At 72.9% G+C, this 24,776-nt stretch carries 18 protein-coding genes; 11 read left to right on the top strand and 7 right to left on the bottom strand.

Annotated elements, in window-relative coordinates:
• The first annotated feature begins 114 nt into the window (after nt 1-114).
• Nucleotides 115-2,697, top strand: a complete 2,583-nt coding sequence (locus WME90_RS32815; protein ID WP_437275984.1) for a protein kinase domain-containing protein — start codon at nt 115-117, stop codon at nt 2,695-2,697.
• A gap of 159 nt (nt 2,698-2,856) precedes the next feature.
• Here WME90_RS32815 and WME90_RS32810 read toward each other — a convergent pair whose 3' ends face one another.
• From WME90_RS32810 to WME90_RS32800, 3 genes are all read right to left on the bottom strand, one after another.
• The gene (locus WME90_RS32810) at nt 2,857-3,378 is read right to left on the bottom strand and encodes a hypothetical protein (RefSeq protein WP_437275983.1); all 522 of its coding nucleotides are present in this window, start codon (nt 3,376-3,378) and stop codon (nt 2,857-2,859) included.
• A 9-nt stretch (nt 3,379-3,387) separates the two neighbouring features.
• Entirely contained in the window at nt 3,388-5,274 is a 1,887-nt protein-coding gene (locus WME90_RS32805; RefSeq protein WP_437275982.1) for an AarF/UbiB family protein, read from the bottom strand.
• 75 nt (nt 5,275-5,349) lie between these two features.
• Nucleotides 5,350-6,492, bottom strand: coding sequence for a serine hydrolase domain-containing protein (locus WME90_RS32800; RefSeq protein ID WP_437275981.1), 1,143 nt, complete (start codon nt 6,490-6,492; stop codon nt 5,350-5,352).
• A gap of 153 nt (nt 6,493-6,645) precedes the next feature.
• On the opposite strand from WME90_RS32800, the gene WME90_RS32795 reads away from it, so the two are divergent.
• The 6 genes from WME90_RS32795 (at nt 6,646) to WME90_RS32770 (ending at nt 15,816) form a co-directional block, all read left to right on the top strand.
• On the top strand, nt 6,646-7,521 hold the full coding sequence (locus tag WME90_RS32795; RefSeq protein WP_437275980.1) for a protein-L-isoaspartate O-methyltransferase family protein: 876 nt from the start codon (nt 6,646-6,648) through the stop codon (nt 7,519-7,521).
• Between the two features lie 619 nt (nt 7,522-8,140).
• Nucleotides 8,141-9,358, top strand: coding sequence for a type II secretion system F family protein (locus WME90_RS32790; RefSeq protein ID WP_437275979.1), 1,218 nt, complete (start codon nt 8,141-8,143; stop codon nt 9,356-9,358).
• Nucleotides 9,358-10,821 carry a sensor histidine kinase gene (locus tag WME90_RS32785; RefSeq protein WP_437275978.1) on the top strand — a complete coding sequence of 488 codons (1,464 nt, stop codon included), beginning with the start codon at nt 9,358-9,360 and terminating at the stop codon, nt 10,819-10,821. The genes WME90_RS32790 and WME90_RS32785 overlap by 1 nt, the downstream gene beginning before the upstream one ends.
• Nucleotides 10,822-11,188: 367 nt before the next feature.
• A complete protein-coding gene (locus tag WME90_RS32780) occupies nt 11,189-11,794 on the top strand; it encodes an MlaC/ttg2D family ABC transporter substrate-binding protein (protein WP_437275977.1) in 606 nt (201 codons plus the stop codon).
• Between the two features lie 78 nt (nt 11,795-11,872).
• Nucleotides 11,873-14,416: a tetratricopeptide repeat protein gene (locus WME90_RS32775; protein WP_437275976.1), complete on the top strand. Its 2,544-nt coding sequence runs from the start codon at nt 11,873-11,875 to the stop codon at nt 14,414-14,416.
• Between the two features lie 119 nt (nt 14,417-14,535).
• Nucleotides 14,536-15,816, top strand: a complete 1,281-nt coding sequence (locus WME90_RS32770; RefSeq protein WP_437275975.1) for an aspartate kinase — start codon at nt 14,536-14,538, stop codon at nt 15,814-15,816.
• A gap of 91 nt (nt 15,817-15,907) precedes the next feature.
• On the opposite strand, the gene WME90_RS32765 is transcribed toward WME90_RS32770, so the two are convergent.
• The gene (locus tag WME90_RS32765) at nt 15,908-17,584 is read right to left on the bottom strand and encodes a hypothetical protein (RefSeq protein ID WP_437275974.1); all 1,677 of its coding nucleotides are present in this window, start codon (nt 17,582-17,584) and stop codon (nt 15,908-15,910) included.
• Nucleotides 17,585-18,009: 425 nt separating this feature from the next.
• Between WME90_RS32765 and WME90_RS32760 the strand changes: the two genes are divergently transcribed.
• The 4 genes from WME90_RS32760 (at nt 18,010) to WME90_RS32745 (ending at nt 20,284) form a co-directional block, all read left to right on the top strand.
• Nucleotides 18,010-18,348: a hypothetical protein gene (locus tag WME90_RS32760; protein ID WP_437275973.1), complete on the top strand. Its 339-nt coding sequence runs from the start codon at nt 18,010-18,012 to the stop codon at nt 18,346-18,348.
• Between the two features lie 7 nt (nt 18,349-18,355).
• Complete coding sequence (locus WME90_RS32755) at nt 18,356-19,078, top strand: hypothetical protein (RefSeq protein ID WP_437275972.1); 723 nt, start codon at nt 18,356-18,358, stop codon at nt 19,076-19,078.
• Complete coding sequence (locus tag WME90_RS32750; protein ID WP_437275971.1) at nt 19,075-19,638, top strand: TlpA family protein disulfide reductase; 564 nt, start codon at nt 19,075-19,077, stop codon at nt 19,636-19,638. The genes WME90_RS32755 and WME90_RS32750 overlap by 4 nt, the downstream gene beginning before the upstream one ends.
• Nucleotides 19,639-19,897: 259 nt before the next feature.
• Nucleotides 19,898-20,284 (top strand): VOC family protein, encoded by a 387-nt coding sequence (locus WME90_RS32745; protein WP_437283687.1) that lies wholly within the window; start codon nt 19,898-19,900, stop codon nt 20,282-20,284.
• Between the two features lie 96 nt (nt 20,285-20,380).
• Here the strand turns inward: WME90_RS32745 and WME90_RS32740 are convergent, their stop codons facing one another.
• The 3 genes from WME90_RS32740 to WME90_RS32730 all read right to left on the bottom strand — a co-directional run bounded on the left by WME90_RS32740 (nt 20,381) and on the right by WME90_RS32730 (nt 24,736).
• A complete protein-coding gene (locus WME90_RS32740) occupies nt 20,381-21,223 on the bottom strand; it encodes an SHOCT domain-containing protein (protein WP_437275970.1) in 843 nt (280 codons plus the stop codon).
• A gap of 119 nt (nt 21,224-21,342) precedes the next feature.
• Nucleotides 21,343-22,620, bottom strand: coding sequence for an aminotransferase class I/II-fold pyridoxal phosphate-dependent enzyme (locus WME90_RS32735; protein WP_437275969.1), 1,278 nt, complete (start codon nt 22,618-22,620; stop codon nt 21,343-21,345).
• A gap of 160 nt (nt 22,621-22,780) precedes the next feature.
• Complete coding sequence (locus tag WME90_RS32730; protein WP_437275968.1) at nt 22,781-24,736, bottom strand: 2-hydroxyglutaryl-CoA dehydratase; 1,956 nt, start codon at nt 24,734-24,736, stop codon at nt 22,781-22,783.
• Nucleotides 24,737-24,776 lie beyond the last annotated feature (40 nt).

Below are 24,776 nucleotides of genomic sequence, written 5' to 3'. Positions count from 1 at the left end.
GCGGAAGCGGGAAGAAGGTATGTCGAGGTGAGCAGGACGCGGCGGATTTCATGTTTTCTGTTCGCTGGTTCGCTTGCGCTGACTTCTACCCTTCAGCGTGGGTAGACTGAGCTCGTGAGCGATAGGCGACTGACGGCCTCCGAGCCGACGCCCCGCAGCGAGCCGAGCCAGGGGTCCGGCTTCGTCGCCGCGCCCCAGCGCATCGCCGGGCGCTACGAGATCCTCGGCCTGCTCGGCACCGGCGGCATGGGCAGCGTGTACCGCGTCCGCGACGTCGAGCTCGACGAGGTGGTCGCCCTCAAGATGCTCCGGCGTGATCTCGCTGACTCCGCCGGGATGCTCGAGCGCTTCCGGCAGGAGGTGAAGCTCGCGCGCCGTGTCACGCACAGGAACGTGGCGCGGACGTTCGACTTCGGCGACCACGACGGCGAGAAGTTCCTCACGATGGAGTGCGTCGAGGGCGAATCGCTGCACAGCGTCCTCGCGCGGACGGGCCCGATGCCGTCGCAGCAGGCCATCGGCATCGGCTGCGCGCTCTGCGACGGGCTCGGCGCCGCGCACGCCGCGGGCATCGTGCACCGCGACCTCAAGCCCGAGAACGTCCTCATCGACAGGAACGGGCGCGTCGTCATCACCGATTTCGGCATCGCGCGTACCTCGTCCGGGCCGAGCGCCGGCGAGTCGTCGGGCTTCGTGCTCGGCTCTCCCGCGTACATGTCGCCGGAGCAGCTGACCGGCGAGCCCGATCTCGACGCCCGCACCGACATCTACGCGCTCGGCATGATCCTCTTCGAGTGCCTCACCCACCGGCGCGCGTGGCCGGGCTCCGGCGCGATCGCGGCCGCCATGTCCAGGCTCAAGTCCCCGCCGCCCGACCCGCGCTCCGTCCGTCCGGACGTGCCGCTCGCCGTCGTGGACGTCGTCTTGAGGTGCATGGCGATGCGCCGAGAGGACCGCTACGCCAGCGCGGCCGAGGCCCATCGGGCGCTCCTGCTCGCGCGCTCGCGCCTGTCGATCGCCCCGCAGCCGGCGCAGTCGCTCGTGTCCGCCATCGCCGCGTCCTCCGCCACGGCCGCGCCGACGGCGCCGCAGCCGATCGAGCAGAACCCGACCCAGCAGAACCCGACCCGGGTCGCAGCCTCGTCGCACGAGGCGACGACGGCGCCGCAGCGGCGGCTCATGTCGCCCACGCTGTCGGCCCCCGCGCCGACGCCCGCGCCGACGCCCACGTCCCTGCTGAAGACGGTCGCCGTGCTCCCGTTCCGCAACGTCGGCGCACCGGACGACGAATACCTCGCCGACGGCTTCACCGAGGACCTCACCGACACCCTGTCGATGACCGCCGGCCTCAAGGTCCGGCCGCGCGCCGCGGTGTCCCGGGTGCGGCTCGACGGCCGCGATCCCAGGGACATCGGCCGCGAGCTCGGCGTGCAGGTCGTCGTCGAGGGATCGATCCGCCGCACCGGCGGCGGCTACGGGCCGGACGGGCCGCGCTCGCAGCCCTCCGCGCCGTACTCGCGGTCGGCGTCGCGCACGCCGCCGGGCGGCGTGCGCGTGACCGTGCGCGTCATCGGCGTCGACGACGGGTTCCAGCTCTGGGCGAAGCGGTTCGACAGCTCGCCCGAGGCGCTGCTGACGGTGAGCGACGACGCGGCGGGCGCGATCGCCGCGGCGCTCACCGTCGACGCCGCCAGCCGCGAGCGCGAGGCGCCGAGCGACCCGCGCGCGATCGACCTGTACCTGCGCGCGCGCCACCAGATGCGGCGCCTCTGGTACGGGGACGCCGCGCCGGCCGTGACGCTCTTCGAGGAGGCGCTGTCGTTCTCTCCGAACGATCCGAACATCCTGTCCGGTTACGCGATCGCCTCCGCGCGGCTGATGGGCGCGCGGGGCGACGGCGCCGCGCAGTTCGCGAAGGCGCAGCAGGCCGCCGAGCGGGCGATCGCGCTGGCCCCCGCGCTCGGCGAGCCGTGGGTGGCCCTCGCGACGGTCCGCTTCAGCGCGGGTGATCCGGTCGGCGCCGTCCCGGCGCTGCGCAAGGCGCTCCAGTGCGCGCCGAGCCTGGCCAAGGCGCACGAGCTGCTCGGCCGCCTCCTCCTCGAGGCGGGGCTCGTCGACGAGGCGTTCTTCCGGCTCGACACGGCGCTGGCGCTCGATCCGAGCGAGCCGTTCCCGCGCTGGGAGCTGGCGCGCGGCCGCGCGCTGCTCGGCGACTGGCCGGCGGCCGGCGTGCTGCTCGACCTGCCGGCGGAGGACCCGTCGAGCCGCTATCACAAGGCGGTGATGCGCGCCCGCTTCGGGCTGTGGCGCGGCGCCCCGTTCCCCATCGACGACCTGCCGCTCGCGACGGAGACCCTCCCGATCCAGTACGCGCGCATCTACCGCGACGTGCTCGCGACGTCGCGGCTCTCGGACGAGCAGCGGGCGTTCCTGAGCGCGAAGGCGGACACCTCCGAGCCGGGCAGCCGGCTGCGCCCGCTCATCTTCCAGATGTACGCCGAGATCCTCGCCTTCCTCGGCGAGCACGACGCGCTCTTCCGCGTGCTCGCCGGCGCGGTGGACGCAGGGCTCTTCGACGCCCTCTGGATGCAGCGCTGCGGGGTGCTCGACGCCGCGCGCGCCGACGCGCGCTTCGCCCCGCTCCGCGCGCGCGTCGAGGAGCGGGCCGCGGCGATCATCGCCGCGTTCAAGGCCTGAGCGCCGGGCTGGAGCACCGATCGGCTTGGAAGCCGGGAGATCAACGCAAAGGCGCAAAGGCGCAAAAAAGAGATCTTCTCGTTGCGCCTTCGCGCCTTCGCGACTTTGCGTTGAATTCTCGCGCCTTCGCTCGAGAGGCGCCGGCCGCCGGCGCCGCGCTCAGCTCCTGCGCGCGTTCTTGGCCGCCTTGGAGACGGCGGGCATCAGCAGGTCGCCCTCCACGTGGCCGGAGACGTCCAGGATGGTGCGCCCCTCCGCGTCGCGCCCGGGGCGCTCCCGCGTGTAGCGCTCGGCGGGCGCGGCGAGCACCACGCCGAGGTCGCGGGCGATGCCGGTGAGCTCGGCCGAGAGCGCCTCCTCGACGAGGCGGGCCCGCTCGCCGCTCGGCGCGCCGGCGGGGATGGCGACGGCCACCGAGCCCGAGACGACGCCGTCCTGCGCGAGCAGCCCGTGCGGCGAGCCGGTCGCCTGCGCGAGCTTCAGCGCGACCCGCGCCGCCTCGCAGCGGTCGCGCGCCGCGGCGAGCGACGCCGCGCCGCGGCGGAGGATCTCGCGTGCGTCCTCCGCCCGAGAGCCGCGGTACTCCTCGGCGAGCGCGGCGTTCGCCTCCCTGATCCGCGTTACCTCGGCCTCGGCGGCCGCGAGGGCGGCCTCGTACTGCGACAGATCGATCGAGCTCATGGCGTCTCGTCACCCTCGGTTCGTGAACAGGATGCTCCCAGCGAGCAGCGCCCCGGCCGCCGCGGCGCCGTAGAGGCAATAGCGCGCGAGCGCCGCGTGGCCAGCCAGGTAGAGCTGTAGCCCCGCGAAGCCGGCCGCGATGGCGAGCGACGCGTAGATCAGCTGGCGCACCCCCGTATAGACGAGCGACGCGGCCTGGGCGAGGCCCCGGATCTTCACCTCGGCCTCGCCGCGGTTGGCGCGCGTGAGGTACTTGCGCAGATCGTCCGGGATCGTCAGCGCCTTGATCCCCATGTCCTTCGCCGCCTCGAGGGCGATCTGGGCCCAGTCGCGGCTGCCGAGGACGAAGTCCTGCAGGTAGGGGCGCACGACGTCCATCGGGTTCAGATCCGGATCGAGCTGCGTGCAGACGCCGGTCAAGAGGAGGAGGGTGCGCTCGAGCAGCACGAAGTCGCGCGGCACGTGGAACGCGCCGGAGAGCTCCTTCAGCCCGATGTTCATGCGCCTGAGGTCGATGAGGCTCTCGATGCCCTTCTGCGGGTCGAGCTTGATGTCCTTCAGGTTGAACGACTCGAGCTTCACCTCGTCCTGGAAGCGCTGGTGGAAGAACTCGACGACCTTCTCGCTGACGTCGACGGCGTCCCGGCGCGAGAAGAAGCGCATCTTGCGCAGCGCCTTGATGATCCCCTCCGTGTCGCGGCGGATCACGGCCTCGAGGAACTCGGGGATGCCCTCGCGCATCTCCTGGGAGAGCTCGGCGACCGCGCCGAAGTCGAGCAGGATGAGCTCCCCGCCCGGCCCGACCAGCATGTTCCCCGGGTGCGGATCCGCGTGGTAGATGCCGTCGATGAAGATCTGCTGGCAGAAGACCTGCACGATCTGCCGGGCGAGCGCCCTGCGATCGACGCCGTGCGCCTCGAGCGCCGCGACGTCGCCCACCTTGATGCCCTCGACGAACGTCGTCGTCATCACCCGGCGCGTGCAGTAGGCGTCGATCGGCCGGGGGAACCGGACCTGCGGCTGCTTCGCGAAGTTGTCGGCGATGCGCACGATGTTCCTGGCCTCGCGCACGAAGTCGAGCTCCTCCAGGATCATCGAGCGGATCTGGTGGTAGTAGGCGTCGAGCCCCTGCACGGGGACGAACTGCGCGACGATCGCCATGATGCGGCGGATGGTGAGCAGGTCGAGGCGGACGATCTCGTCGATGTCGCGGTGCTGCACCTTCACGGCGACGCGCGTGCCGTCCATGAGCCACGCCTCGTGCACCTGGCCGAGCGAAGCGCTCGCGAGCGGCTCCCTGTGGAAGCGGGCGAAGACGTCGCCGATGGGGCGCCCGAGCTCCTCGGCGATGCGCGCCTCGATCTCCTCGTAGGGGCGCGGCGGCACCTGGTCCTGCAGCCCCTCGAGCCCCGCGCGCAGCGTCGCGGGGAGGAAGTTCGCCATGATGCTGAGCATCTGGCCGACCTTGATGAAGAGGCCCTGGAGCTCGACGATCGTGCGCTCGATGCGGCGGGCGTTCTTCGCGTGGACCTCGTCCACGCGGTTGTTCGCCCACGTCTCGCCGAAGAGGCGGCGCAGGAAGAAGAACCAGAGGTAGCTCGCGAGGACGGTGAACGTCGTCAGGTACGCGCGGACGAAGCGGCCGCTCTGCGCGGCGTTCTGGCGGAGCGAGCGCGGCTGCACGGCGTGGCCCTGCGGGCGCAGCGGCGCCCTGGCGGACCTGGGCGGCGGGGCGTCGCCCGCGCCGCCGGGCGGCCTCGGCGCGCCGCCCGCGCCGCCGCGCTCGCGCTGGACCGCGCCGGGGCGCGGCTCGCCGGGCGCGCGCGGCGGCTCTGCGGGCGAGCGAACCAGCCCGGAGGACGGGCCCAGCTCTTCAGGGACGGCGCCGTGTGACACCGCGGCAGCCTAGCATCGCTCCGCGCCGGCCCGCGAAAACGCGGGAGCGATGCGACGCGCCATCCGCCCCTCGCGTCATCGTGCCCGCGCCATCGCCTCCGCGATCGCGTCATAGACGGCGGGCCGCGCGCGACGGATCGCGTCGGAGGCGCGCGTCGGGTGGACACGGTTCGTGAGCAGCACGCCGACGAGCTCCGCTTCCGGGTCGATCCAGAGGCTCGTCCCGGTGAAGCCGAGGTGGCCGAAGGTCCGCGGGCCGAAGCGCGCGCCGGAGCTCGGCCTCTCGCCGCTCTTGCCGTCGAACCCGGCGCGCAGCGACCCGCCTGGGCGCGGCTCGATCAGCCGGCGGAGCTCGTCGCGCGCGAGCCACTCCGGGCGTTCGCCCGCGAGCGCCTCGAGCAGCGCGACCCCGAGCCGCGCCACGGACATGGCGTCGCCGAAGAGGCCCGCGTGTCCGGCCATCCCGTCGCGCGCGATCATCCAGGCGTTGTCGTCGTGCACCGCGCCGCGGATCACGCCCCCGCGAAACGCGACGTCCTCGGTGGGGACGACGCGCTCGTCGAACCGCGGATCGCGGCGGCGGAGCGCGCGGACCGGCGCGACCGCGAGCCCGAGCGGGCCCGTGACCTCCCGCGCGATGACCTCGTCGAGCTCGGCCTCGCCGCGCCGCGCGACCGCGGCGCCGAGGAGCAGGTACCCGAGGTCGCTGTACACCGGCGGGAACCCTCCCGCGGGCGGATCCCCCGCGCACTCCTCGCGGCGCCCGTTCGCGCAGGCGAGCAGCGCGCCGAGGGGATCGATCGGCGCGTCGTCGCCGGGCGGATGGAGCGGGCGGTGCGCCTCGAGCCCGGCGCGGTGCGCGGCGAGGAGCTCGATCGGCACGCGCGCCGATCGCGAGCCTGCGAGCTCGGGCAGCACCTGCTCGAGCGGCTCGTCGAACCCCAGCTTGCCGGCGCGGGCGAGCCGCGCGAACGCGAGCGCGGTGAACGGCTTCGTCACCGACGCCAGATCGAAGATCGCGTCGCCCGTCGCCGCAGGCGGCGTCGCGCCGCGGGCGCCGGCCGGCGCGCTTCCTTCCAGCCACATGCGTCCTGCGGCGCCCGCTCCGTACTGGACGTTGTCTCGCGTGCGTACGGCAGCGGCGACGCACGCGCACGGCGCGGCGCGGTGCGCTTCGATCGCGAGCGCTGCGATCGGCGTGAGATCGACGGCGGTCATGGCCGAGGATGGGGAGGGCGGGGCGCCCCTGTCAAACGAGCTCTGGCGGCGCGCCGGATGAGCCGGCCGACGCGCGGACAATCCGCGCGGACAATCGCAGCGCGCTCCTCGAAAGAGCGAGCGGCACGGGCGGTCCTGCTTCAGGATCTCCCCGTGGCCTCTCCCGCGGGCACCGAACCACGCGCCGCCGTTGCGCCGCTCGCCGCGCTCGCGGCGAGGTACGACGATCGCAGGCCCGATCGCTGGGAGCCGGTCCCCGAGCGCCTCGACGCGGCCATCGCGGGCGACGTCGAGCTGGCCGAGGCCGGCCGTGTCGCGCGGGCGCCGCTCGTGGCCGAGCTCGCGCGCCGCTTCGAGTTCCTCGCGCACTACCTGGACGCGATCCTGCTCGTGCCGCGCGAGCGCTTCGTCCTGCCGGAGGATCTCGCGGCGTCCGCGGACGACACCCCGCTGCCGCTCGACCGTGCGGGGCAAGCGACGGTGAGCGCGCCGCACGCGTACCTGCTCACGTACAGCCTGCTCGGCCTCCTTCCGGGCGATCGCCTCCTCGAGCTCGGCACGGGCACCGGCTACGGGGCGGCGCTCGCGCGGCGCATCGTCGGCCCGAGCGGCCACGTCACCTCCATCGAGATCGACCCGCTGCTGTACGCGCGCGCGGTGCGGCTGCTCGGCGCGCGGCCGGATCTCCGGGGAGGCGACGAGGTGCTCGCGGCCAGCGGCGCCGGTCCGTCGGACGAGGGCGCGGGCGTCACGCTGCTGTGCGGCGATGGGCGCGCGCTCGCCGAGCGCGTGCTCGCGCGCGAGGCGACGTCGCCGTCGGAGCGGCCCTGGAAGGTCGCGGTGACGTACGCGCTGACCGAGCCGCCCGCGGCGCTCGAGGAGCAGCTGAGCGACGGGGGCATCCTGGTCGCGCCGGTCGGCGCGTGGGAGGGCCACCAGGACCTCGTGCGCGTCGAGCGCCGGGAAGGCGCCCTCCTCCGCGAGGTGCACGGCGCGGTCCGCTACGTGGCGGAGCGCGGGCGTAGCTAGCTCTCGCTGCGGCCACGTGCCGACGGCTCCTTCGTTCGGTGGCGACCCATCCGGACCGGACGCCACGTTCTCGACATGACGGGAGCGATCGCACGATCCGGTGGCGACGACGCGTTTCGTCAGGGGGAACCTGTGCCATGTCCGTGGGAGACGCCCATCGTGTCCTGATGGCATGCCGCGCTGTCCAGATGGCACACCCTCGTGTCCAGATGACCCTCTACGCTGTCCGGATGGCACACCCTCGTGTCCGGATGACCCACCACCCTGTCCAGATGGCACACCGTCGTGTCCAGATGGCCCACCACCCTGGCCGAAGGACCCGCCCCTTGTGCCAGCGTGCGAGCTGTGGCGAGCCGTGTCCCCCATCCCGGCGCATCAGGATCGGCGGGAGCTATCCGGCTGGGACGAGGTGAGCGCCGGCGGGGGTCTCCGCGCGGCGCCCTCTCCCTGCCGCCTCCCCCGTCGCACCGTCCCCCACCGCCTCGCCCCCTGGATCAGAGAACGCCCCACCGTCTTTGACCCTGGACCTCCCGCAACTTTATCCTGGCGTCCCCGAGGCGGGGCTGCCCCGGCGCGTCGGCTCGGCCCGCCGTGGACCAGGGAGAAGACCGGGAGCACTATGGCGGAGTTCGTTTGGGAGGCGCGCGGCCGCACCGGAGAGATCCGGAAGGGCACCATGGAGGCCGAGAACGAGGCGGCGGTGCAGAACCGCCTCCGCGCTCAGCAGCTCAACCCTACCCGGGTCAAGAAGAAGGGCACCCCGCTCAGCTTGAGCCTGTCCTTCGGCTCGGGCGTCGAGCCGAAGGACCTCGTCAAGTTCATCCGCCAGTTCGCGACGATGATCGACGCGGGCCTCCCGCTGGTGCAGTGCCTCGAGATCCTGTCGAACCAGGAGCCGAACAAGATCTTCCAGGTGGCGCTGCGCGACATCAAGAACACCGTCGAGCAGGGCGCCACGTTCAGCGACGCGCTCCGCCGCCACCCGAAGATCTTCGACGACCTGTTCGTCAACCTCGTCCAGGCCGGCGAGGTGGGCGGCATCCTCGACAGCATCCTGAACCGGCTCGCGATCTACATCGAGAAGCGCGTGAAGCTCGCGCGCCAGGTGCGGGGCGCGCTCGCGTACCCGATCGCCGTCATCGTGATCATGATCGTCGTCATGGTCGTGCTGATGTCGTTCGTCATCCCGTCCTTCGAGACGATGTTCGCGGAGTTCGGGGCGAAGGACGCGCTCCCGCAGCTCACGAAGATCGTCATCGCGACCTCGAAGGTGTTCGTGACCTACCTCCCGCTCATCATCGTTCTGGCGGTGGGCGCGGTCGTCGGAGGCACCTACTTCTACCGCTCGCCGGCCGGCAAGCGGATGGTGCACCGCCTCATCCTCAAGCTCCCCATCCTCGGCCCCGTGATGCAGAAGATCGCCGTGGCGCGGTTCTCCCGCACGCTCGGCACGCTGCTCGGCTCCGGCGTGCCGATCCTCGACGCGCTCGACATCGTCGCGAAGACGGCCGGCAACGTCGTCGTCGAGGAGGGCCTCATGTACTCGCGCCAGAAGATCTCCGAGGGGAAGAACATGGCCGAGCCGCTGGGCGAGATGCAGGTCTTCCCTGGCATGGTCGTGCAGATGGTCGCGGTCGGCGAGCAGACCGGCGCACTCGACACGATGCTCAACAAGATCGCCGACTTCTATGAAGAGGAGGTCGACGTCGCCGTCTCCGCGCTGACGTCGCTGCTCGAGCCGCTCCTCATGGTCATCGTCGGCGGCATGGTCGGCGTCGTGCTCATCTCGATGTACCTGCCGATCTTCGATCTCGCCGGCAAGATCAAGGCGGAGTGATGTCGCCCGCGGCCTCCCCGGCGAGCCTGCGCGGCGAGGCCGGGGCGCCGCGAGATCACGTCCAGGCCGCGCCGTCGATCGACGCGCGCGGCTCATCGCCCGCGGTGCCGCTCCCGTCGGGCGCGCCCGGCGGCGCCGAGGCGCCGCTCGCGAGCCGGCTCACCTGGCTCATCGCGCTGCGCCTCGCGGTGCTCACGGTCTTCCTCGTCGTGACCGCGGCGGTGTACCTCGGCGGCTTCACCCCGGGGAGCTTCTCCAGCATCGTCGCGCTGGTCACGGTCGCCGCCGCGTACGGCGTCTCGGGCATCTACGCCGTGTTCCTGCGCATGAACCGCGCCCTCCGCGCGATCGCGCGGGCGCAGCTCGTGACCGATCAGATCACCTGGACCGCGCTCGTGTACATCACCGGCGGGGCCACGAGCGGCGCGACGTCGCTCTACGGCCTCACCTGCCTGACGGGCGCGATCCTCCTCGGGCTCCCCGGCGCGATCGTCGCCGCGGCGTCGGGGGCGGCGGCGTACCTCGTCCTGTGCGCGGCGCTCGGGCTGCACCTCGTCGGGGTGCCGCCGGACCAGCCCATCGGGGCGTACGTGACGCAGTGGGGCGAGCTCCGGTACCCCATGTTCGTCAACCTGCTCGCGATCGTGGTGGTCACGCTGCTCGCGAGCTACCTGGCAGAGCGGCTGCGCGCGACGGGCGGCCGGCTCGTGCAGGCCACGGCGCGGGCGGAGCAGGCCGAGCGGCTCGCGGCGCTGGGCCGCCTCGCCGCGGGGCTGGCCCACGAGATCAGGAACCCGCTCGGCTCGATCGCGGGCTCCATCGAGCTCCTGCGCACGGGGGGGACGCTCTCCGACGAGGACCGGAAGCTCTGCGAGATCATCGAGCGAGAGACGGCGCGCCTGAACGATCTCGTGGGCGACATGCTCGATCTGTCGCGCCCGCGGGTGCCGGCGCTCGAGGGCGTGGACCTCTCGGCGACGGCCCGCGACGTGGTCGTGCTCGCGGGGCGCTCGGGCCGCGGCGGCGACGTCGAGGTCCGCTTCGATGGGCCGCCGTCTGCGCCGGTGACCGCCGACGCAGCCCAGATGCGCCAGGTCGTCTGGAACCTCGTGCGGAACGCGATCCAGGCGAGCTCGGCCGGCGCCGTCGTGACCGTGCGCCTCTGGCGCGACGCGAGCGCCTGGCTCCTGGAGATCCGCGATCAGGGGCGAGGCATCCCCGTGGGCGCCCGCGACCGCCTCTTCGACGCGTTCTTCACGACCCGCACGCACGGCATGGGCATCGGCCTGGCCGTGGTGAAGCGGATCCTCGACGATCACGGCTTCGCGATCGAGGTGGACAGCCGCGAGGGCGAGGGCACCGCGTTCCGGGTGCGGATCCCTGACCGGCCGCCCGGGGGAGGCGACGCGGAGCGCCTCACGGGCGCCGCGCAGCTCGCCCCGGGATCGCGCCCGTCGTGGTGACGCGGAGCTCGCGCCGCCGCGCTCGCTGCACGTCACATGGGGGGCGTGGCGCGCCGTTCACGCTCCGCCGAGTCGCCCCCGAGCTTCCCCCCCAAGCGCCCAGGCGGGAGATCGGTGCAGAGGCCGCCCCGGCGCGTGAATAGGCCGCCGAGACCCTCGTCTGCCCCTGGGAAGCGGGCCAGTGCAGGCGGATTGCCGTTTCTTTTCGCGGTGTTCGTGGAGAGCAGGGATACGACGTCGCCGGGCCGCCGGGCCCCCCGTCCCACCTGGCAGGCCGTTTGCCAGGCCGTTTGCTGAAGGACAGGGTGAGCAGTAGAAGCGTCCCGAGGCGCGCTCGCGGCCCGCAGGTACAGAAGGAGAACCACACGTGACACGCAGGATGAACCATCTCTTCGCGGCGACGTTCTCGCTGCTCGCGCTCACGCTCGGCCCGGTGGGCCTCGCCAGCGCCGGGCCGGCGACGGACGTCGTCAAGGCCAAGCAGGCGGTCCTGTTCGACCTCCTGAAGAAGGGAGGGGGCGAGAGCCAGAAGAAGGTCGGCGCGGTCTTCGACGAGATGCTCGACTACTCGGCGCTGGCGGAGAGCTCGCTCGGCAGCGAGTGGGCCGCCCGGACCGACGCCGAGAAGAAGCAGTTCAGCGAGCTCCTCAAGCAGCTCGTGCGCAAGGCCTACGAGCGCAACCTGAAGAAGACGCTCGATTTCAACATCGAGTACCTCGACGAGGCCGAGAAAGGCGGCGTCATGACGGTCAAGACAAAGGCCGTCTCCAAGAAGGACGCGCGCGAGGAGCCGGTCGAGATCGCCTTCAAGCTCTCCCAGAAGGGGGGCACCTGGCTCGTGCAGGACATCGTCACCGAGGGCGTCAGCCTGGTGGGGAGCTACCGCGCGCAGTTCACGAAGATCATCAAGAAGGATGGGTTCCCGGCGCTCATCCAGAAAATGAAGGACAAGCTCGCCAAGGGCGAGCTCTGACCCGCCCCGCCCCGCTTCGTCCGGCGCGATCGCCGTGAACTCGCCTGAAATGCCGCCGGGTTGATACCCTTGGCGGGTATGGCTGCTGGACAGAGGCGCGGCCGGCCGGCGCGCGCGCTGGGCCTTGCGCCGTCGATCCGCGCGCTCGCGCCCGGCGGCGGCGCCGCCCCGCGTCCGCCCGACGACCGCCCCGTCCTCCGGCTCGCCGTCAGCAAGGGCGCGCTCGCCATCGAGCTCGGGGAGCCGTTCGCGCTCGGTCCGCTCCGCGTCACCGAGCTCGTCGTGCGGCTCGCCGGGATCCGGTTCCCCGTCGACCTCTCCGGCGGCGTGGCGCGCTTCCGGCACCGGCGCGGCCAGCTCGTGCGGCTCGCCGTCGAGGCGCAGGGGACCGCGCTCGCCGGCTGGGCCGCGCCGCGGCTCCGCGGCTTCCTCGGCGACGGCGCGCCGCAGCTCATCATCGCGCCCATCGAGGACGGCGCGCTCGTCGCGCTGCGATCCGGCGAGGCGGCGCTCGCGTTCGAGGTCGCCGTGGCGCCGGGGGAGCGCGCGCTCAGGCTCCTGCCGGAGCGCGCCCGCGGCATCGGCCTCGCGGCCCCGCCGCACGCGCTCGCGCTCCAGGCGCTCTCGATGATGGCAGGCGCGCACGGGCGCCTCGTCGAGGGCGCGATCGTCCTGGACGCCGCGGTCGAGCGGATCATCCGCCGGCTCCTGCCCGAAGCGGGCGCGAGGGCGCCCGCGGTGGCGGGGGTGCAGTGGGCCGCGGTCACCGCGGAGGCGGGCCGCTTCCGCGCCGAGGGCGCGCTCGGCGCGGCGGCTCCGGCGCTGGGCGACCGCGCGCTCAGGGCGCTCGAGGTGGCCGAGCTCGCGGGCGCCGCCGACGAGCTCGCGTCCGCGGGCGGGCTCGACGAGGCGCGCCGCGCCTACCTCGCCGCGCTGGAGCGCGCCCCGCGGCACCCCGAGCTCTCCTCGCGGCTCGCCTGGATCGATCTCGTGATCGGCGAGCGCGCCGAGGGGGCGCTCTCGACCGTCATCGACGCCATGCCCGCCGTGGACGCCGGCCTCCTCGGCGGCGCGCTCCTCGAGGCGGTCGGCGATCGCGACGGCGCGTTCTCGGCGCTCGCCCGCGCCGCGCACGCGGAGCCTTATGGCCCGCTCGCCGCGCTGGCCTGGCTGCGCGCGGCGGCGCTCGCGGACGCGGTCGACGTGCGCCTCGACGCGCTGAACCTCGGCGTCGCGCGCGCGCCCGGGATCGAGGCGCTGCGCTGGGCGCGGCTCCGTGCGCGGCTCGACGTCGCCGACGTGCGCGGCGCGCTCGCGGACGCCGAGCACCTCGAGGCCTCCGCGCACGGCGCCGAGGCGCGCCACGCCGTGTCTCGCAGGGCGGCGGAGGCGTTCCTCGCGCAGGGCCACGTCGCCGACGCGCGCGTGCTCTTCGAGCGGGCGCTCCGCTACGCGCCGGAGGACCCTGACGCGGTCGCGGGCCTCGCGCGCTCGCTGCGGGCGGCCGGGGAGGGGAGGCGCGCGCTCGACCTCCTCGCCCGCGCGCGCGTCCTCGCCGCGCGCAGCGGCGCGTCCGCGTGCGCGCTCGACCTGGAGCTCGGCCGCGGGCTCGCAGAGATCGCGGGGGATCTCCCGGCGGCGATCGCGCGCGTGCGGGGCATCCCGCCCGGCGTGCCGGAGGCGATGCAGGCGCGGCTGCTCGAGGGCCGCTGGTGCGCCGGGCTCGGTGATCTCGGGGGAGCTTCGGTCGCGCTCGGGCGGCTGCGCGACGCGGTGGAGCTCGCCCTGCAGGGCCGCGCCGACGACGCGGGGGCCGCTCGCGCGAGGGGAGCGCCGCTCGGCGACCGCGCCGCCGCCGTCGCGGCCCTGCTCGTCGAGGCGGCCGAGATCGAGGAGCGATCCCGGGGAGATCTCCTCGCGGCGCAGCGCCACCTCGGCCTCGCGCTGCGCCTCCGGCCGCGCGATCCTGGCATCACCGCCGCTTTCCGCCGCGTCTCGAGCGAGATCGCGCCTCCCGCCGCGCCCCCTGCCGCGGCGTCGCCTGGCCCGGTCCAGCGGCCCCGCGCGAGCGAGCAGCGGATCGAGGTCCACGTCGCCGCCCCGCGCCGGCGCACGATCCCGCCCGAGCCCGTGGTGGTCGCCTCGGCGCCGATCAAGCCGCCCCCTGGCCCGCGCGCGCCGGCCGCGCCGCCCAAGGTCGCGCCGGTCGACCCCGGGATCATCGATGAGATGCCCACGCTCGACGGCACGGACACGTCGACCGACCTCGCGGTGCCCATCCCCAGCAGCGTCACGCTGGCGGAGGGGCAGGTGCCGCTGGCCCGCGTGTTCGGCGTCGACGACGAGCTCCTGGCAGAGCGGCTCGCCGAGCGGGTCCGCGCCGATCCCACCGACCAGGAGGTGGCGATGGCGCTCGCCGACGTGCTCGAGCGGCTCGGCCGCGATCTCGATCTCCTCGCCCTGCTCTCGGCGCGGATGGAGGAGGGGGACGACGCCGTCCGCCACGTGGTCGCGCCGCGGCGGCGCAACGTGCTCGCGCGGCTCGCCGCGAGGGCGCGGGCCGAGGGGCGCGAGTCCGAGGCGGAGCTCTACGAGATGCTGCTCCAGAGCGAGCTCGGCTGAGCGCGCCCTCGCGCCCCGCGTGCCGCCCGCGCCGGCGCGTCGCTGCGCGCTTGGCCCGCGCGCAGCGCCCGTGATAGCCCGAGCTCTTGCGCAGCGCGCGCAGCGCTTGGAGGTGCAGCATGGCCGAGCAGCCGTCGAACCGCGCCCAGCAGGAGGGCTCGCCGAGCGAGCCGGGCGCCTCGCCCGCGAAGGCGGGCCGTCCGATCATCGTGCAGAAGTATGGCGGCTCATCGGTCGCCGACGTCGACAGGATCGGCAAGGTCGCCGAGCGCGTCGTCGCCGCGAAGCGGGCCGGCAACGACGTCGTCGTCGTTGTCAGCGCGATGGGCAAGACCACGGACGGCCTGCTCGCGCTCGCCCGGCAGGCGGCGAACGCGGCCGCGGATCCTCCCCGGCGCGAGCTCGACATGCTGCTCTCGACCGGCGAGCGCGTCTCGATGGCGCTCCTCTCGATCGCCATCCAGGCCCGGGGCTTCGAGGCGATCTCGTTCACGGGCTCCCAGTCCGGCATCCTCACGAACGATCGCCATTTCGACGCGCGCATCATCGAGGTCCGTCCGTTCCGCATCGAGGACGAGCTCGCCCGCGGCCGCATCGTGATCGTCGCTGGCTACCAGGGGATGAGCTACCGCCGCGAGATCACGACGCTCGGCCGCGGGGGCTCCGACACCACGGCCGTGGCGCTCGCGGCGGCGCTCGGCGCCGAGCGCTGCGAGATCTACAGCGACGTCGACGGCGTGTACTCGGCCGATCCCCGGGTCGTCCCGGACGCCCGTCACCTGCCCGAGCTCGACTGCGCGGTCCTCCAGGAGATGGCCGAGTGCGGCGCGAAGGTCGTCTGCGCCCAGGCGGTCGAGTGGGCGCGGCGCTCCGGCGTGGCCCTGTACGCACGGTCGACCTTCGACGCCGGCCCCGGCGCGCGGGAGACGGTGGTGCGCCGGTTCGCGCCGGGATCGGCGTCTCCGACGCTCACGGCGCGCGCGATCGTCGCCGAGGGCAACGTCGTCCTGGCGCGGGCTCACGGCGGGCTCCGGCTCGACGAGCTCCTCCGCGCGGCGGGCGAGCTCGGGCTGGGCTTCCGGGATCTCTCCTTCGGTCCCGGCGGCGGCGCGCTCGTGATCCCGCTCCTCAACGTGCCCGAGTGGCAGGGGGCCAAGCGAAAGCTCGCCGCGCTGCTGCCGTCGCTCGAGCTCGTCGAGGGGCTCGCCGCGGTCAGCGTCGTCGGCGACGGCCTCTCCGCGACGGCGGAGCCGCTCGCGCGCTTCGTGGAGGTCCTCGGGCGCGCCGGGTTCGCGCCTCGGTTCACGGTCGCAGGCCCCCTGCGCCTCGGCGCCCTCGTCGACGCCGCGGACGTCGCGGCCGCGCAGCGCCTGCTGCACGCGTCGTTCGTCGAGGGCTGAGCGCTCGGCTGGCCCGCGCGCGCTCGCGCTGTCGCACGAGCGCGGCGAGCCGGCGCCGCGCTGCCGCCGCTCGCGCGGCGGAGGGCGACCGTCAGTGCTTTCTCTGTCGCGTGAGCGCGACGAGGCCCGCCCAGCACGCGACCCACACGACCTCGCGCGACGCGTCCCAGGCGAGCGCCGCCGGCCCGATCGACGCGGCCTCCTCCTCGGGGGTGCCGGCGGGCGTCGCCCCGATCTCGGCGACCAGCGTGGGGGCGGCGCTCGACGGCACGTGGACGAGCTGCGCACGGCGCTCGCCCTCGCGGGCGACGAGCGCCAGCAGCGGCGAAGCCTTGTGGTCGCCCGCGAAGGCGAGGGCGACCACCACGGCGAGCCCCTCCAGCACGCGGAAGGTCTCGCCGCCGTCGCGCGACACGCAGAGGAGCCCCGCGCCGGAGATCGCGATCGAGCGCCCGCCGGCCGCCGCCGCGAGCCGGCAGTCGTCGGCCTCCGCGGCGCGTCGCGCCGCGCCGGACAGCGGCACGACCGGCGAGCCTTCGTCGTCGCCACGGAGCCGCTCGATCTGCGGTCCATCCGCCGCGCTCGTGAGCGCCACGATCACCCCCTCGCTCGCGCTCATCCGGAGCACGCCGTCCCGCAGCGCGGGCCCGGGTGACAGCGAGAGCGCGCCCTTCGACGGCGACGGCGACGGCGCTGCGTCGTGGCGGGGCGAGCTCGCGGTCACGACGGAGTCGGCCTCCGGCGGCACGACGACCGCGCCGGCCGCGGGCGACCACAGCGTCTTGCCGGCCAGCACCCACAGGCGCCCCGGCGTCGTCGCGAGCGTCACCGGCGCGCCGCCCGTGCCCCACGCGCCGAGCGGGCTCGCGGTCTTCCCGCGGTCGTCGCTCAGCAGCAGGTTGCCGCGGCGCGTGGCGATGAAGATCGCGCTCTCCGCCAGCGCGATCGAGGACGCCGACGCGTCGATGCCGGCGCGGCGCGCGGACAGCGCGCCCGGGTCGACGACGAGGACGGTCCCGCGATCGCCGCCCGCCCGCTCCGCGCGGCGCGGGCGGCCTCCCGTTCGCGCGGGGGGCTCGCTCGTCATCCCGGGCTCTGCGCCCGCGTTCCCTGCGATGACGTAGCCTCCGGCCACCGCGAGCGTGCTGCACGGGACGGCGGCGCCTGCGCCCTCGACGACGATCCAGGGCAGCGCATCCCAGCCCGGGGCCGGGTCGTCCGCGAGATCGGGCAGCTCCGCGAGCAGATCTTCGCCCTCGTACGCGCCGTCCTGGTCCGCGTCCAGCGCCGGCAGCTCGCCCTCGTCCACGTCGTTCGACGGGTCCTCTCCCGTCCCTTCCGCGCCGCCGTCGTCGCCATGCGCTCCACCGTGGTCGTCGAGATCGTCCTGCTCGGCGTCGTCGTGCTCGACGGCCTCATCGGCCAGCCACGAGCCCGCGTCTGCGTCCGCGATCCCCTCGTGGAGCGCCCCGACGTCGACGCCCTCTTCCGCGGGCTCATCCTCTCCGGTCTTCTCGTCGTCCACCGTGAGCTCGACGCCGATCTCCAGGTCGCTCGCGTTCGCGTCATCGAGCCCGTGCTCCGCGTCGTCGAGCGTCTGCAGGAGGTCGTCGAAGCCCTCGTCGCCCCCTTCCTCCTCGCCGTGCCCGAGCGGGGGCAGGTCGAGCAGCTTGCCGTCGTGCTCGTCGTGCTCGTCGTGTTCGCGCTCGTCGTCGTCGACGGCGGTCTTCGGCTGCGGCGCCGGGCACGTCTCGCGGCGCTCCGCCATTCGCTCGCTGCAGGCTCGTGAGGCTGACATCGGCGGGAGTGTAGCGCCCCTCGCGGCGCTTTCGCCCCGCGCGGCGATCTCCCGGGCGATCCATGGGCTCCAGAGCCCGTCTGCCCCGGATCGAGGCGCCGGCGCTCGTCGGCGCTCGTCGGCTCTCGTCGGCTCTCGTCGGCTCTCGTCTGGTTCGGGCTTGCGTCCTGTCGCGTCCCGACGGCGCCGCCGGCGAGCCGCCGGCGCGGATGATGACGAAGCGGTGAAGGTGAGCGGCCCGACGATCCTCACCGCGCATCGGCGGGCTCGAGAACGCCCTGGGGTCCACGGATCGCGGGACGAACGCGGCCTCTTGACGCGGCGAGGGGGCTGGCCATCCCCGCCGGGTGTGCCCGCTGGATCCCTCAGGCGAGCGGTGCTTAGCTCCGCCGTCCATGGGCCGGAACGACAGCAATTCCAGGCGCGTCGCGTCCTCGTCTCCGGCCGGCGGTCAGCCCTCGGGCGGCGTGGGGCAGCTCGGGCCCGCGCGCGGGCCCCTCTCGATCGCGGATGCGAGCGCCGGGATGCTGGTGCAGCACGTCGTGGTCGATCCTGCGGACGTCGTGTTCGTGAAGGGCATCGTCGAGGCGAGCGACGGCGTCGCGCTCCTGTTCGCGTATAGCGGCGGAGAGCTCACGCTCGCGGCGCCGCTCGGTCGGGGCGACGAGTTCGCCGAGCTCCTGCTCGATCTGGAGCGGGACGTCGGGGCGCGGCGCCGCGATGCGCTGCGCTGAGGGGGGCATGACGGAGCGCCGCGACCCGAGCTCGGTCGATCTCGCCCAGGAGCCCTCGCTGGACGCTGCCTCTCACGAGGGCGCGGCGCAGGGCCTGCCCGCGCCGTCCGGCGCGCTGCTCGATCCGCGCATCCTGGCCGCGTGGAGGGAGTGGCTCGCGGCGCTCGCGACCGACGCCGAGGCCGCCATCGCTGCGGCCCACGTGTACGGGGAGCTCGGCCCCGAGGCGCGCGACGCGTGGCTCGACGTCCTCGCGGAGGACGCGCCCAAGCTGCAGGTCCCTGCGGTCGCGATCTACGCGCCGCTCCTGTCGGTCGAGGGCGACGCGGGGCGCCGCGAGCGGATCGAGGTCGCGATCGGGGGGGACGACCTCGATCCGCGTCCGGCGGGCGGATTCGCGCTGCGCGGCGTCGCCGCGGGGGGCGATCGGGTGGTGGCGCTGGTGACGCCGCTCTACCTGCGCTTCGTGCGGGTGCTCTGGTGTCGCTATCTCCCCGAGGACGGCATCGCCTGGGCGCGGCACGACCCGATCGTCCGCGCGGAGGACGCTCCCGGTCCCGGGATCGTGCTCGACGGCGCGCAGCTCGAGGCCACGCCGATCAAGCTGGTCATCGAGGAGCTGTGCCATGCCGTCCTCGCGCAGCAGCGCAAGGGGGCCGAGCTCCCGCCCTCCCTGCAGCTCTGCGCGGATCTCTTCGACGCGCACCTGGAGGGCGATCCCCTGCCATGAGGCCTCGCGCGCCGGTCTGCACGCCGCTCTTGCTGCTCGCGATCGGCTGCGGCGGGGGCGGCGACGCCGTCCGGGAGCCGGCGGCGGGGCCTCCGGCGCCCGCGGTTGTCCCGGCGCGCGGCCCGGTGCGGAGCTTCTCCTACGAGACCCTCGACGGCCGCGAGCTCTCGACCGCGTCGCTCTCGGGCAGGTTCAGCGTGATCGGCTTCGTCGCGACGTACGACGTGGCGTCGCAGGCGGAGGCGCGGTTCATCGCGGGGCTGTTTCGCGATCACACGCCGCGCGTCAACGCGGCGCTCCTCGTCCTCGAGGCGAGCGAGAACCGGCCGCTCGTCGAGGCCTTCGTCGCGACGCTCAAGCTCCCGTATCCGGTGGCGCTCGCCGACGCCCCGACGATCGCCGGAGAGGGGCCCTTCGCCGGGCTGCACCACGTGCCGAGCGTCATCGTCCTGGATGCCGAAGGCCGGGAGGTGTTCCGGTACGTGGGTCTCATCACCCAGGAAGCGCTGGAAGAAACCCTCCGCGGTCTCGAGCGCGAGAGCGCGCGGCCCGCGCGGTAGGCCCGGCAGCGGGGCGCCCGCGGAGCGGTGGCGCCGAGCGAAAATCGTGTGTGGACGGATCACTGGTCCGGCACACAAGCGGCCGTGGCGCGCCATGCCGAGTTCCTGCTGACGATGGTAATCCTGGGGGACTCATCGCAACGGTGCACAGAGGTGCACAGCGTGTCGTCTGTTGCGCGCCTCGACGGAAAACGGGAAGGAGAGGCGCAGTCATTTCTTCGGCTGGCGCATGCCAGTCTGGGCGATGATGGTACACATGATGATCGACCACATCGGTTTTCCAGTCTCGGATTTTGAGCGGAGCAAGGCGTTCTATCTGGCGGCCCTGGCCCCCCTTGGTTACGGGCTCGTGATGGAGGTCACGCCCGAGATGACCGGGGGCGCGGGCTCCCACGCCGGCCTCGGGGCCCCCGGGAAGCCGGATTTCTGGATCGGCACAGGGACTCCCCTGCAGGGCAGCTTGCACGTGGCCTTCGTCGCGAAGACGCGGGCCGATGTCGACGCGTTCTACCGGGCCGCGCTGGCAGCTGGAGGCGTCGACAACGGTCCGCCGGGGCTCAGGCCGCAGTACCACCCGGGCTATTACGGTGCGTTCGTGCGCGATCCCGACGGGCACAACATCGAAGCGGTGTGCCACGGCGGCTGAGGGCTGACGGGAGTTCGGCGAGCGATCTTCTCCGGCGCTGGTCCGGCGCTGGTCGCCCGCTCGTGGTCGCCCTCGGCGACCGTCCTCTCCTCGCGCTCAGAGCCTGCTCAGGAGCTCTGACTTCTTCGCAGTGAACTCCTGCTCGGTGATGAACCCCTTTTGCCGCAGATCGGCGAGCCGCTCGATGGCAGCGAAGATATCCGCCTCCTGAGCAGGAGCGGGGCGGGGCGGGGCGGCGTTGGCCTGCGCCGGAGCGGCGGCAGGCGCTGGCGCTGGCGCTGTCATCGGCGCCTGCTGCACGGCAAGGTCGCCGGAGATGATTGGCAAGCTCAGCACGCTCACCAGGCCGTACTGGCTGGTGAACGTCACCGACGACCCTGACCCCTGCTGCTGCGATACGCCGCCGATCTGGTGATCGAGCGTGTCGTAGACGCTGACGCGCCCGTTGACCTCGACGGCCAGGCGCCTCGCGCCGGGGAAGTAGGCATATCGGACGTTGTTCTGCGACCCGCTGGAGCTCGGCACGCCGAGCTCCCCGGGCCACCAGCTGCCCGAGCCCCCTCCCGACCCCGGGACGAACAGGCTGACCGGCGATCCCCCAAAACCTCCACTGCCACCTTGCTGCTGCTGCTGACCGCCCTGCGATGGATATCTCGCAGGCGCTGGAACGAACGGCTGGCTGGCCAGCAAACTGGACAGCTCGGAGCACAGGCCGTCCACCTTGGCCTTGAGACCGTTGTTGAACATGTCCCCGATCATGGTCATGCCGCCCAGCATCCACTGCCCTCCGCCGCCAAGCTCGGGGTGGTAGAACTGCGCCATCGTTCCATGGCCGTTCACGAGCGCCTGCAACAACGTCATCACCGCGTCGGTGCTGACGAAATAGCGATGCGACAGATCGGAAACTCTCTGCTGGCCTTCGGGGGTGAGTTGCTGCATGACGAGGCGCTCCGGGAGGAAGCGCCCAGCCTTGCATTGCGGTGCGTCGTCCGCAATGCAGGCGAACGACGATGATGGCGATTAGAGCGGGGCGCGTCTTCGTGCGCTAAGGGCTCGCTCTAGCCAGCGAGCTTGCGGACGCTCGCGAGCTGGACACAGATCGCGACGACCTCCATCGCGACGCGGATCTGATCCAGCGGCGGCAGCGAGGGCGCGATCCGGATGTTGCGGTCGCGAGGATCGCGGCCGTACGGGTACGTCGCGCCGGCGCCGGTCAGCTTCACGCCCGCCTTGTTGGCCAAGCGCACCACCTCCTTCGCGCAGCCGTCGAGGGTGTCGAGGCTGACGAAGTAGCCGCCGCGCGGCGAGGTCCAGCTGGCGATCCCCTTGCCGCCGAGCTCACGCTCGAACGCGGTCGTCACCGCCTCGAACTTGGGCCGCATGAGCTCGGCGTGCCGCTGCATGTGGCTCAGCAAGCCCTTGTAATCCTTGAAGAACCGGACGTGCCGCAGCTGGTTCACCTTGTCCGGACCGATGGTCTGGATGCCGAGGTGCTTCTTCGCGTCCGCCACGTTCGCGGGGCTTCCCGCCATGGCGCCGACGCCGGCGCCGGCGAACGAGATCTTCGACGTGGAGGCGAAGACGAGCGGCCGGTTCGGGTGGCCCGCCGACTGGCACGCCGACACGATGTTCTCGAGCTTCTCCCCCTCGGCGTAGAGGTCGTGGACCGCGTAGGCGTTGTCCCAGAACAGGCGGAAGTCCGCGGCCGCCGTCTTCATGCCGGCGAGCCGACGGACCACCTCGGGGGCGTACGTGGTGCCGGTGGGGTTGGAGTACTTCGGGACGCACCACATGCCCTTGATGGCCGCATCCTCGGCGACGAGCCGCTCGACCTGATCCATGTCCGGCCCGGCGGCGCCGAGGTCGACCGTGATCATCTCGATGCCGTGGTGCTCGCAGATCGCGAAGTGACGATCGTAGCCGGGGCTCGGGCACAGGAACTTGACCTTGGGCTGCTTCACCCAGGCGCCGCTGCCGTCGGGCACGCCGTGGACGAGCGCGCGGACCACCGCGTCGTGCATCATCGTCAGGCTGCTGTTCCCGCCGATGATGACCTGCTCCGAGGGGACCTCGAGCAGCTCGGCGAAGATGGCCTTCATCTCGGGCAGCCCGTCGAGGCCGCCATAGTTGCGCGTGTCCGAGCCGTCCGAGGCGACGAGGTCGCCCGCGTCGGGCAGGCCGAGCATGCCGTTCGCGAGGTCGAGCTGCTCGGACGACGGCTTGCCGCGCGTCATGTCGAGCTTGAGGCCGCGGGCTTCAAAGGCAGCATAACGTGCCTCGAGCTCACGGGTGAGCGAGGCAAGAGCATCGGGAGACAACGAGCGCAGTTCAGTCATGGCGCGCGATATCTAGCAGAATTTCGCGCGTGCGTCGCGGCCCGACCGCGCGCCGGGCGGCCCGCGCGGCGCGTCGGTCGCGGAGAGGCACGGAGAGGCGTGGAAAGGCGCGGAGATGCCCAGAAGGCCGCCGGGCGCAGCTCGCCCGGCGGCGTCCGCCTCACTCCGCGGCGATGGGCTCCACGCTGTTCGCCCCGTGGCTCACGTGGCGCACCTCGGGGTTGTTCTCGAAGTACGCCTTGCCGGCCAGGCGCTTGACCAGCGGGCTGAACCGCTCCGCGGCCTTGCCGCCGACGAGGTCGCGGACGAGCGCGACGTCCTCGCGCGCCCGGGCGAGCGTCTCCGGGTTCGTAAGGAACTCCCTTGCCGCCTTCGCCTTGGCCGGGGCGGCCATCACCGCGTCGCGGAGCGCCCCCGCCGCTGCCTTGGCCTTGCCCACGGCGCGCTGGGCGGCCGTCTGCTTGATGAGCGGCGCCACCTCGTACACAAGGTTGGCAGCCGAGCCGGCGACGCGGTGCGGCGCGTGGTGAAGCGGGCTCGCGTACTTCGGGTTCCTCGCGAGGAACGCGCGCACCTCGGCCTCCGTGACGCCCGCCTCCTCGTAGGCGCGGGCGAGCTCCTGCTCGGCCAGGATGCGCGCCTTGAACATGTACATCTGGATGCGGGAGTAGAAGTTCGTCGCGCCGTCGCCGCTCGTCTCCACCGCGCAGAAGATCGTCCCGGGGTAGCGCGACGTGATCAGCGACTGGACGCCGTCGGAGACGCCCGACGAGGGCATGCAGCCGAACGGCTTCACGCTCACCGTCACGTGCGCCTTCGACTTCACGGCGTTCACGATGAGCTTGCCGACCTCCATGTGCCCCTCGCCGCCGCGGAGGTCGTTCGAGTAGTAGTCCTTCGCCACCTCCGCCACGAGATCCATGTCCGGAAGGTGGTAGTCGAGCAGGCCGAGCGGCAGCGCGAACGCCTGGAAGCCGACGCGCAGCGCCCCCTCGGCGAGGCGCATCGTCGCGAGGCGCTTCGCCACGCCGAACTCGTCGAGGCCGGCGAGGCCGTAGTTGCCCTCGTCGGCGCCGCGCAGATCGCGCCGCTCGCGGGTGTCTCGGGCGCACTCCCAGATGTTGTAGAGGAGCCACGCCGTCGTGAGCTGGATGTCGTTCTCGCCGCCCTCGCTCTCGAGGAACCTCTGCAGGGCGTAGTTGCCGTCACCCTCGGTCGTCATCGCCCAGAACTCGCCGATGATCGACGTCTTCGCCTTGGGCCGGAGCTTGTCCACCTGGACGCGCTCGAACTCCTTGCGCGCCTCGTAGAGGGCGCGGAACACGTTCGTCTGCTCGAAGAGAGCCTTGTAGACGATGCGCTTCGCGCTCTCCATCGCGCGGTTCGTCGCGCCCGGCTCGACCTCGTAAGGCCGGATCCGGTAGCCGAGCGCGTTCAGCGTGTCGCCGCAGACGATGGCCTTGATGATCGCGATGAAGAAGGCGGGGTTCATCTCGAGCCCGACGTCGTCGCCCGTCGCCTGCGAGAGCCCGCCCGTCTGCTGGAAGAGCATCACCCGGAAGCCGTCGAAGCCGGCGTCGCGGAGCGCCTTCCGGTACTCGGTCACGTACATGCCGAACCGACACGGCCCGCACGCGCCCGCCGTCAGGAACACGTAGTTCTTGATGATGTCCTCGGTCGACATCCCCTGCTTGTCGCGCAGGTCGATGAGGTACTTCACGAGGCCCCCGACCGTGAAGTAGGTCGGGTTGCACTGCCCGCGGTTGCCGAACTCCTTGCCCGTCTGCAGCCCCGCGTTGTCGCTCATCCCGAAGTAGTGGACGTTGTAGCCGAGGCCCTTCAGCGCGCCCTCGCACAGGAAGTCCTGCGCGGCGGTCAGGCCGCTGATGAGGAGCGTCACGTTGTCGCGCTCCTTCTTGGTCATCTTCGGCTTGAGCATGTTGTCGACCCACTGGCGCCGCTCGGCCTTCAGCCCGAGCCGCTCCCGCTCGGCCTCCTCGAACGCCCTGAGCTCCGCCTCGATGTCGATGTCGGTCTTGATGGATCGCGCCTCGCCCACCAGAGGAAGGCGCGTCTTCTGCGTGGTCGTCGTGCTCGTCGTGCTCGTCTGTTGCATGGCGTGGCTTCCCTTCGCTTGGATGCTGGAAGGGCGGCCG

This window comes from Sorangium sp. So ce375 (assembly GCF_051473855.1).
GTDB lineage: Bacteria > Myxococcota_A > Polyangia > Polyangiales > Polyangiaceae > Sorangium.
Note: the sequence above shows the minus strand (reverse complement) of the source record. Positions and strands in the feature narration are given on the sequence as shown.

Coding starts and splice junctions, on each gene's coding strand:
- WME90_RS32800 (WP_437275981.1), bottom strand. CDS start 6,492: ATGACCGCCGTCGATCTCACGCCGATCGCAGCGCTCGCGATCGAAGCG.
- WME90_RS32745 (WP_437283687.1), top strand. CDS start 19,898: ATGATCGACCACATCGGTTTTCCAGTCTCGGATTTTGAGCGGAGCAAG.
- WME90_RS32760 (WP_437275973.1), top strand. CDS start 18,010: ATGGGCCGGAACGACAGCAATTCCAGGCGCGTCGCGTCCTCGTCTCCG.
- WME90_RS32740 (WP_437275970.1), bottom strand. CDS start 21,223: ATGCAGCAACTCACCCCCGAAGGCCAGCAGAGAGTTTCCGATCTGTCG.
- WME90_RS32770 (WP_437275975.1), top strand. CDS start 14,536: ATGGCCGAGCAGCCGTCGAACCGCGCCCAGCAGGAGGGCTCGCCGAGC.
- WME90_RS32765 (WP_437275974.1), bottom strand. CDS start 17,584: ATGGCGGAGCGCCGCGAGACGTGCCCGGCGCCGCAGCCGAAGACCGCC.
- WME90_RS32730 (WP_437275968.1), bottom strand. CDS start 24,736: ATGCAACAGACGAGCACGACGAGCACGACGACCACGCAGAAGACGCGC.
- WME90_RS32755 (WP_437275972.1), top strand. CDS start 18,356: ATGACGGAGCGCCGCGACCCGAGCTCGGTCGATCTCGCCCAGGAGCCC.
- WME90_RS32735 (WP_437275969.1), bottom strand. CDS start 22,620: ATGACTGAACTGCGCTCGTTGTCTCCCGATGCTCTTGCCTCGCTCACC.
- WME90_RS32775 (WP_437275976.1), top strand. CDS start 11,873: ATGGCTGCTGGACAGAGGCGCGGCCGGCCGGCGCGCGCGCTGGGCCTT.
- WME90_RS32810 (WP_437275983.1), bottom strand. CDS start 3,378: ATGAGCTCGATCGATCTGTCGCAGTACGAGGCCGCCCTCGCGGCCGCC.
- WME90_RS32790 (WP_437275979.1), top strand. CDS start 8,141: ATGGCGGAGTTCGTTTGGGAGGCGCGCGGCCGCACCGGAGAGATCCGG.
- WME90_RS32750 (WP_437275971.1), top strand. CDS start 19,075: ATGAGGCCTCGCGCGCCGGTCTGCACGCCGCTCTTGCTGCTCGCGATC.
- WME90_RS32785 (WP_437275978.1), top strand. CDS start 9,358: ATGTCGCCCGCGGCCTCCCCGGCGAGCCTGCGCGGCGAGGCCGGGGCG.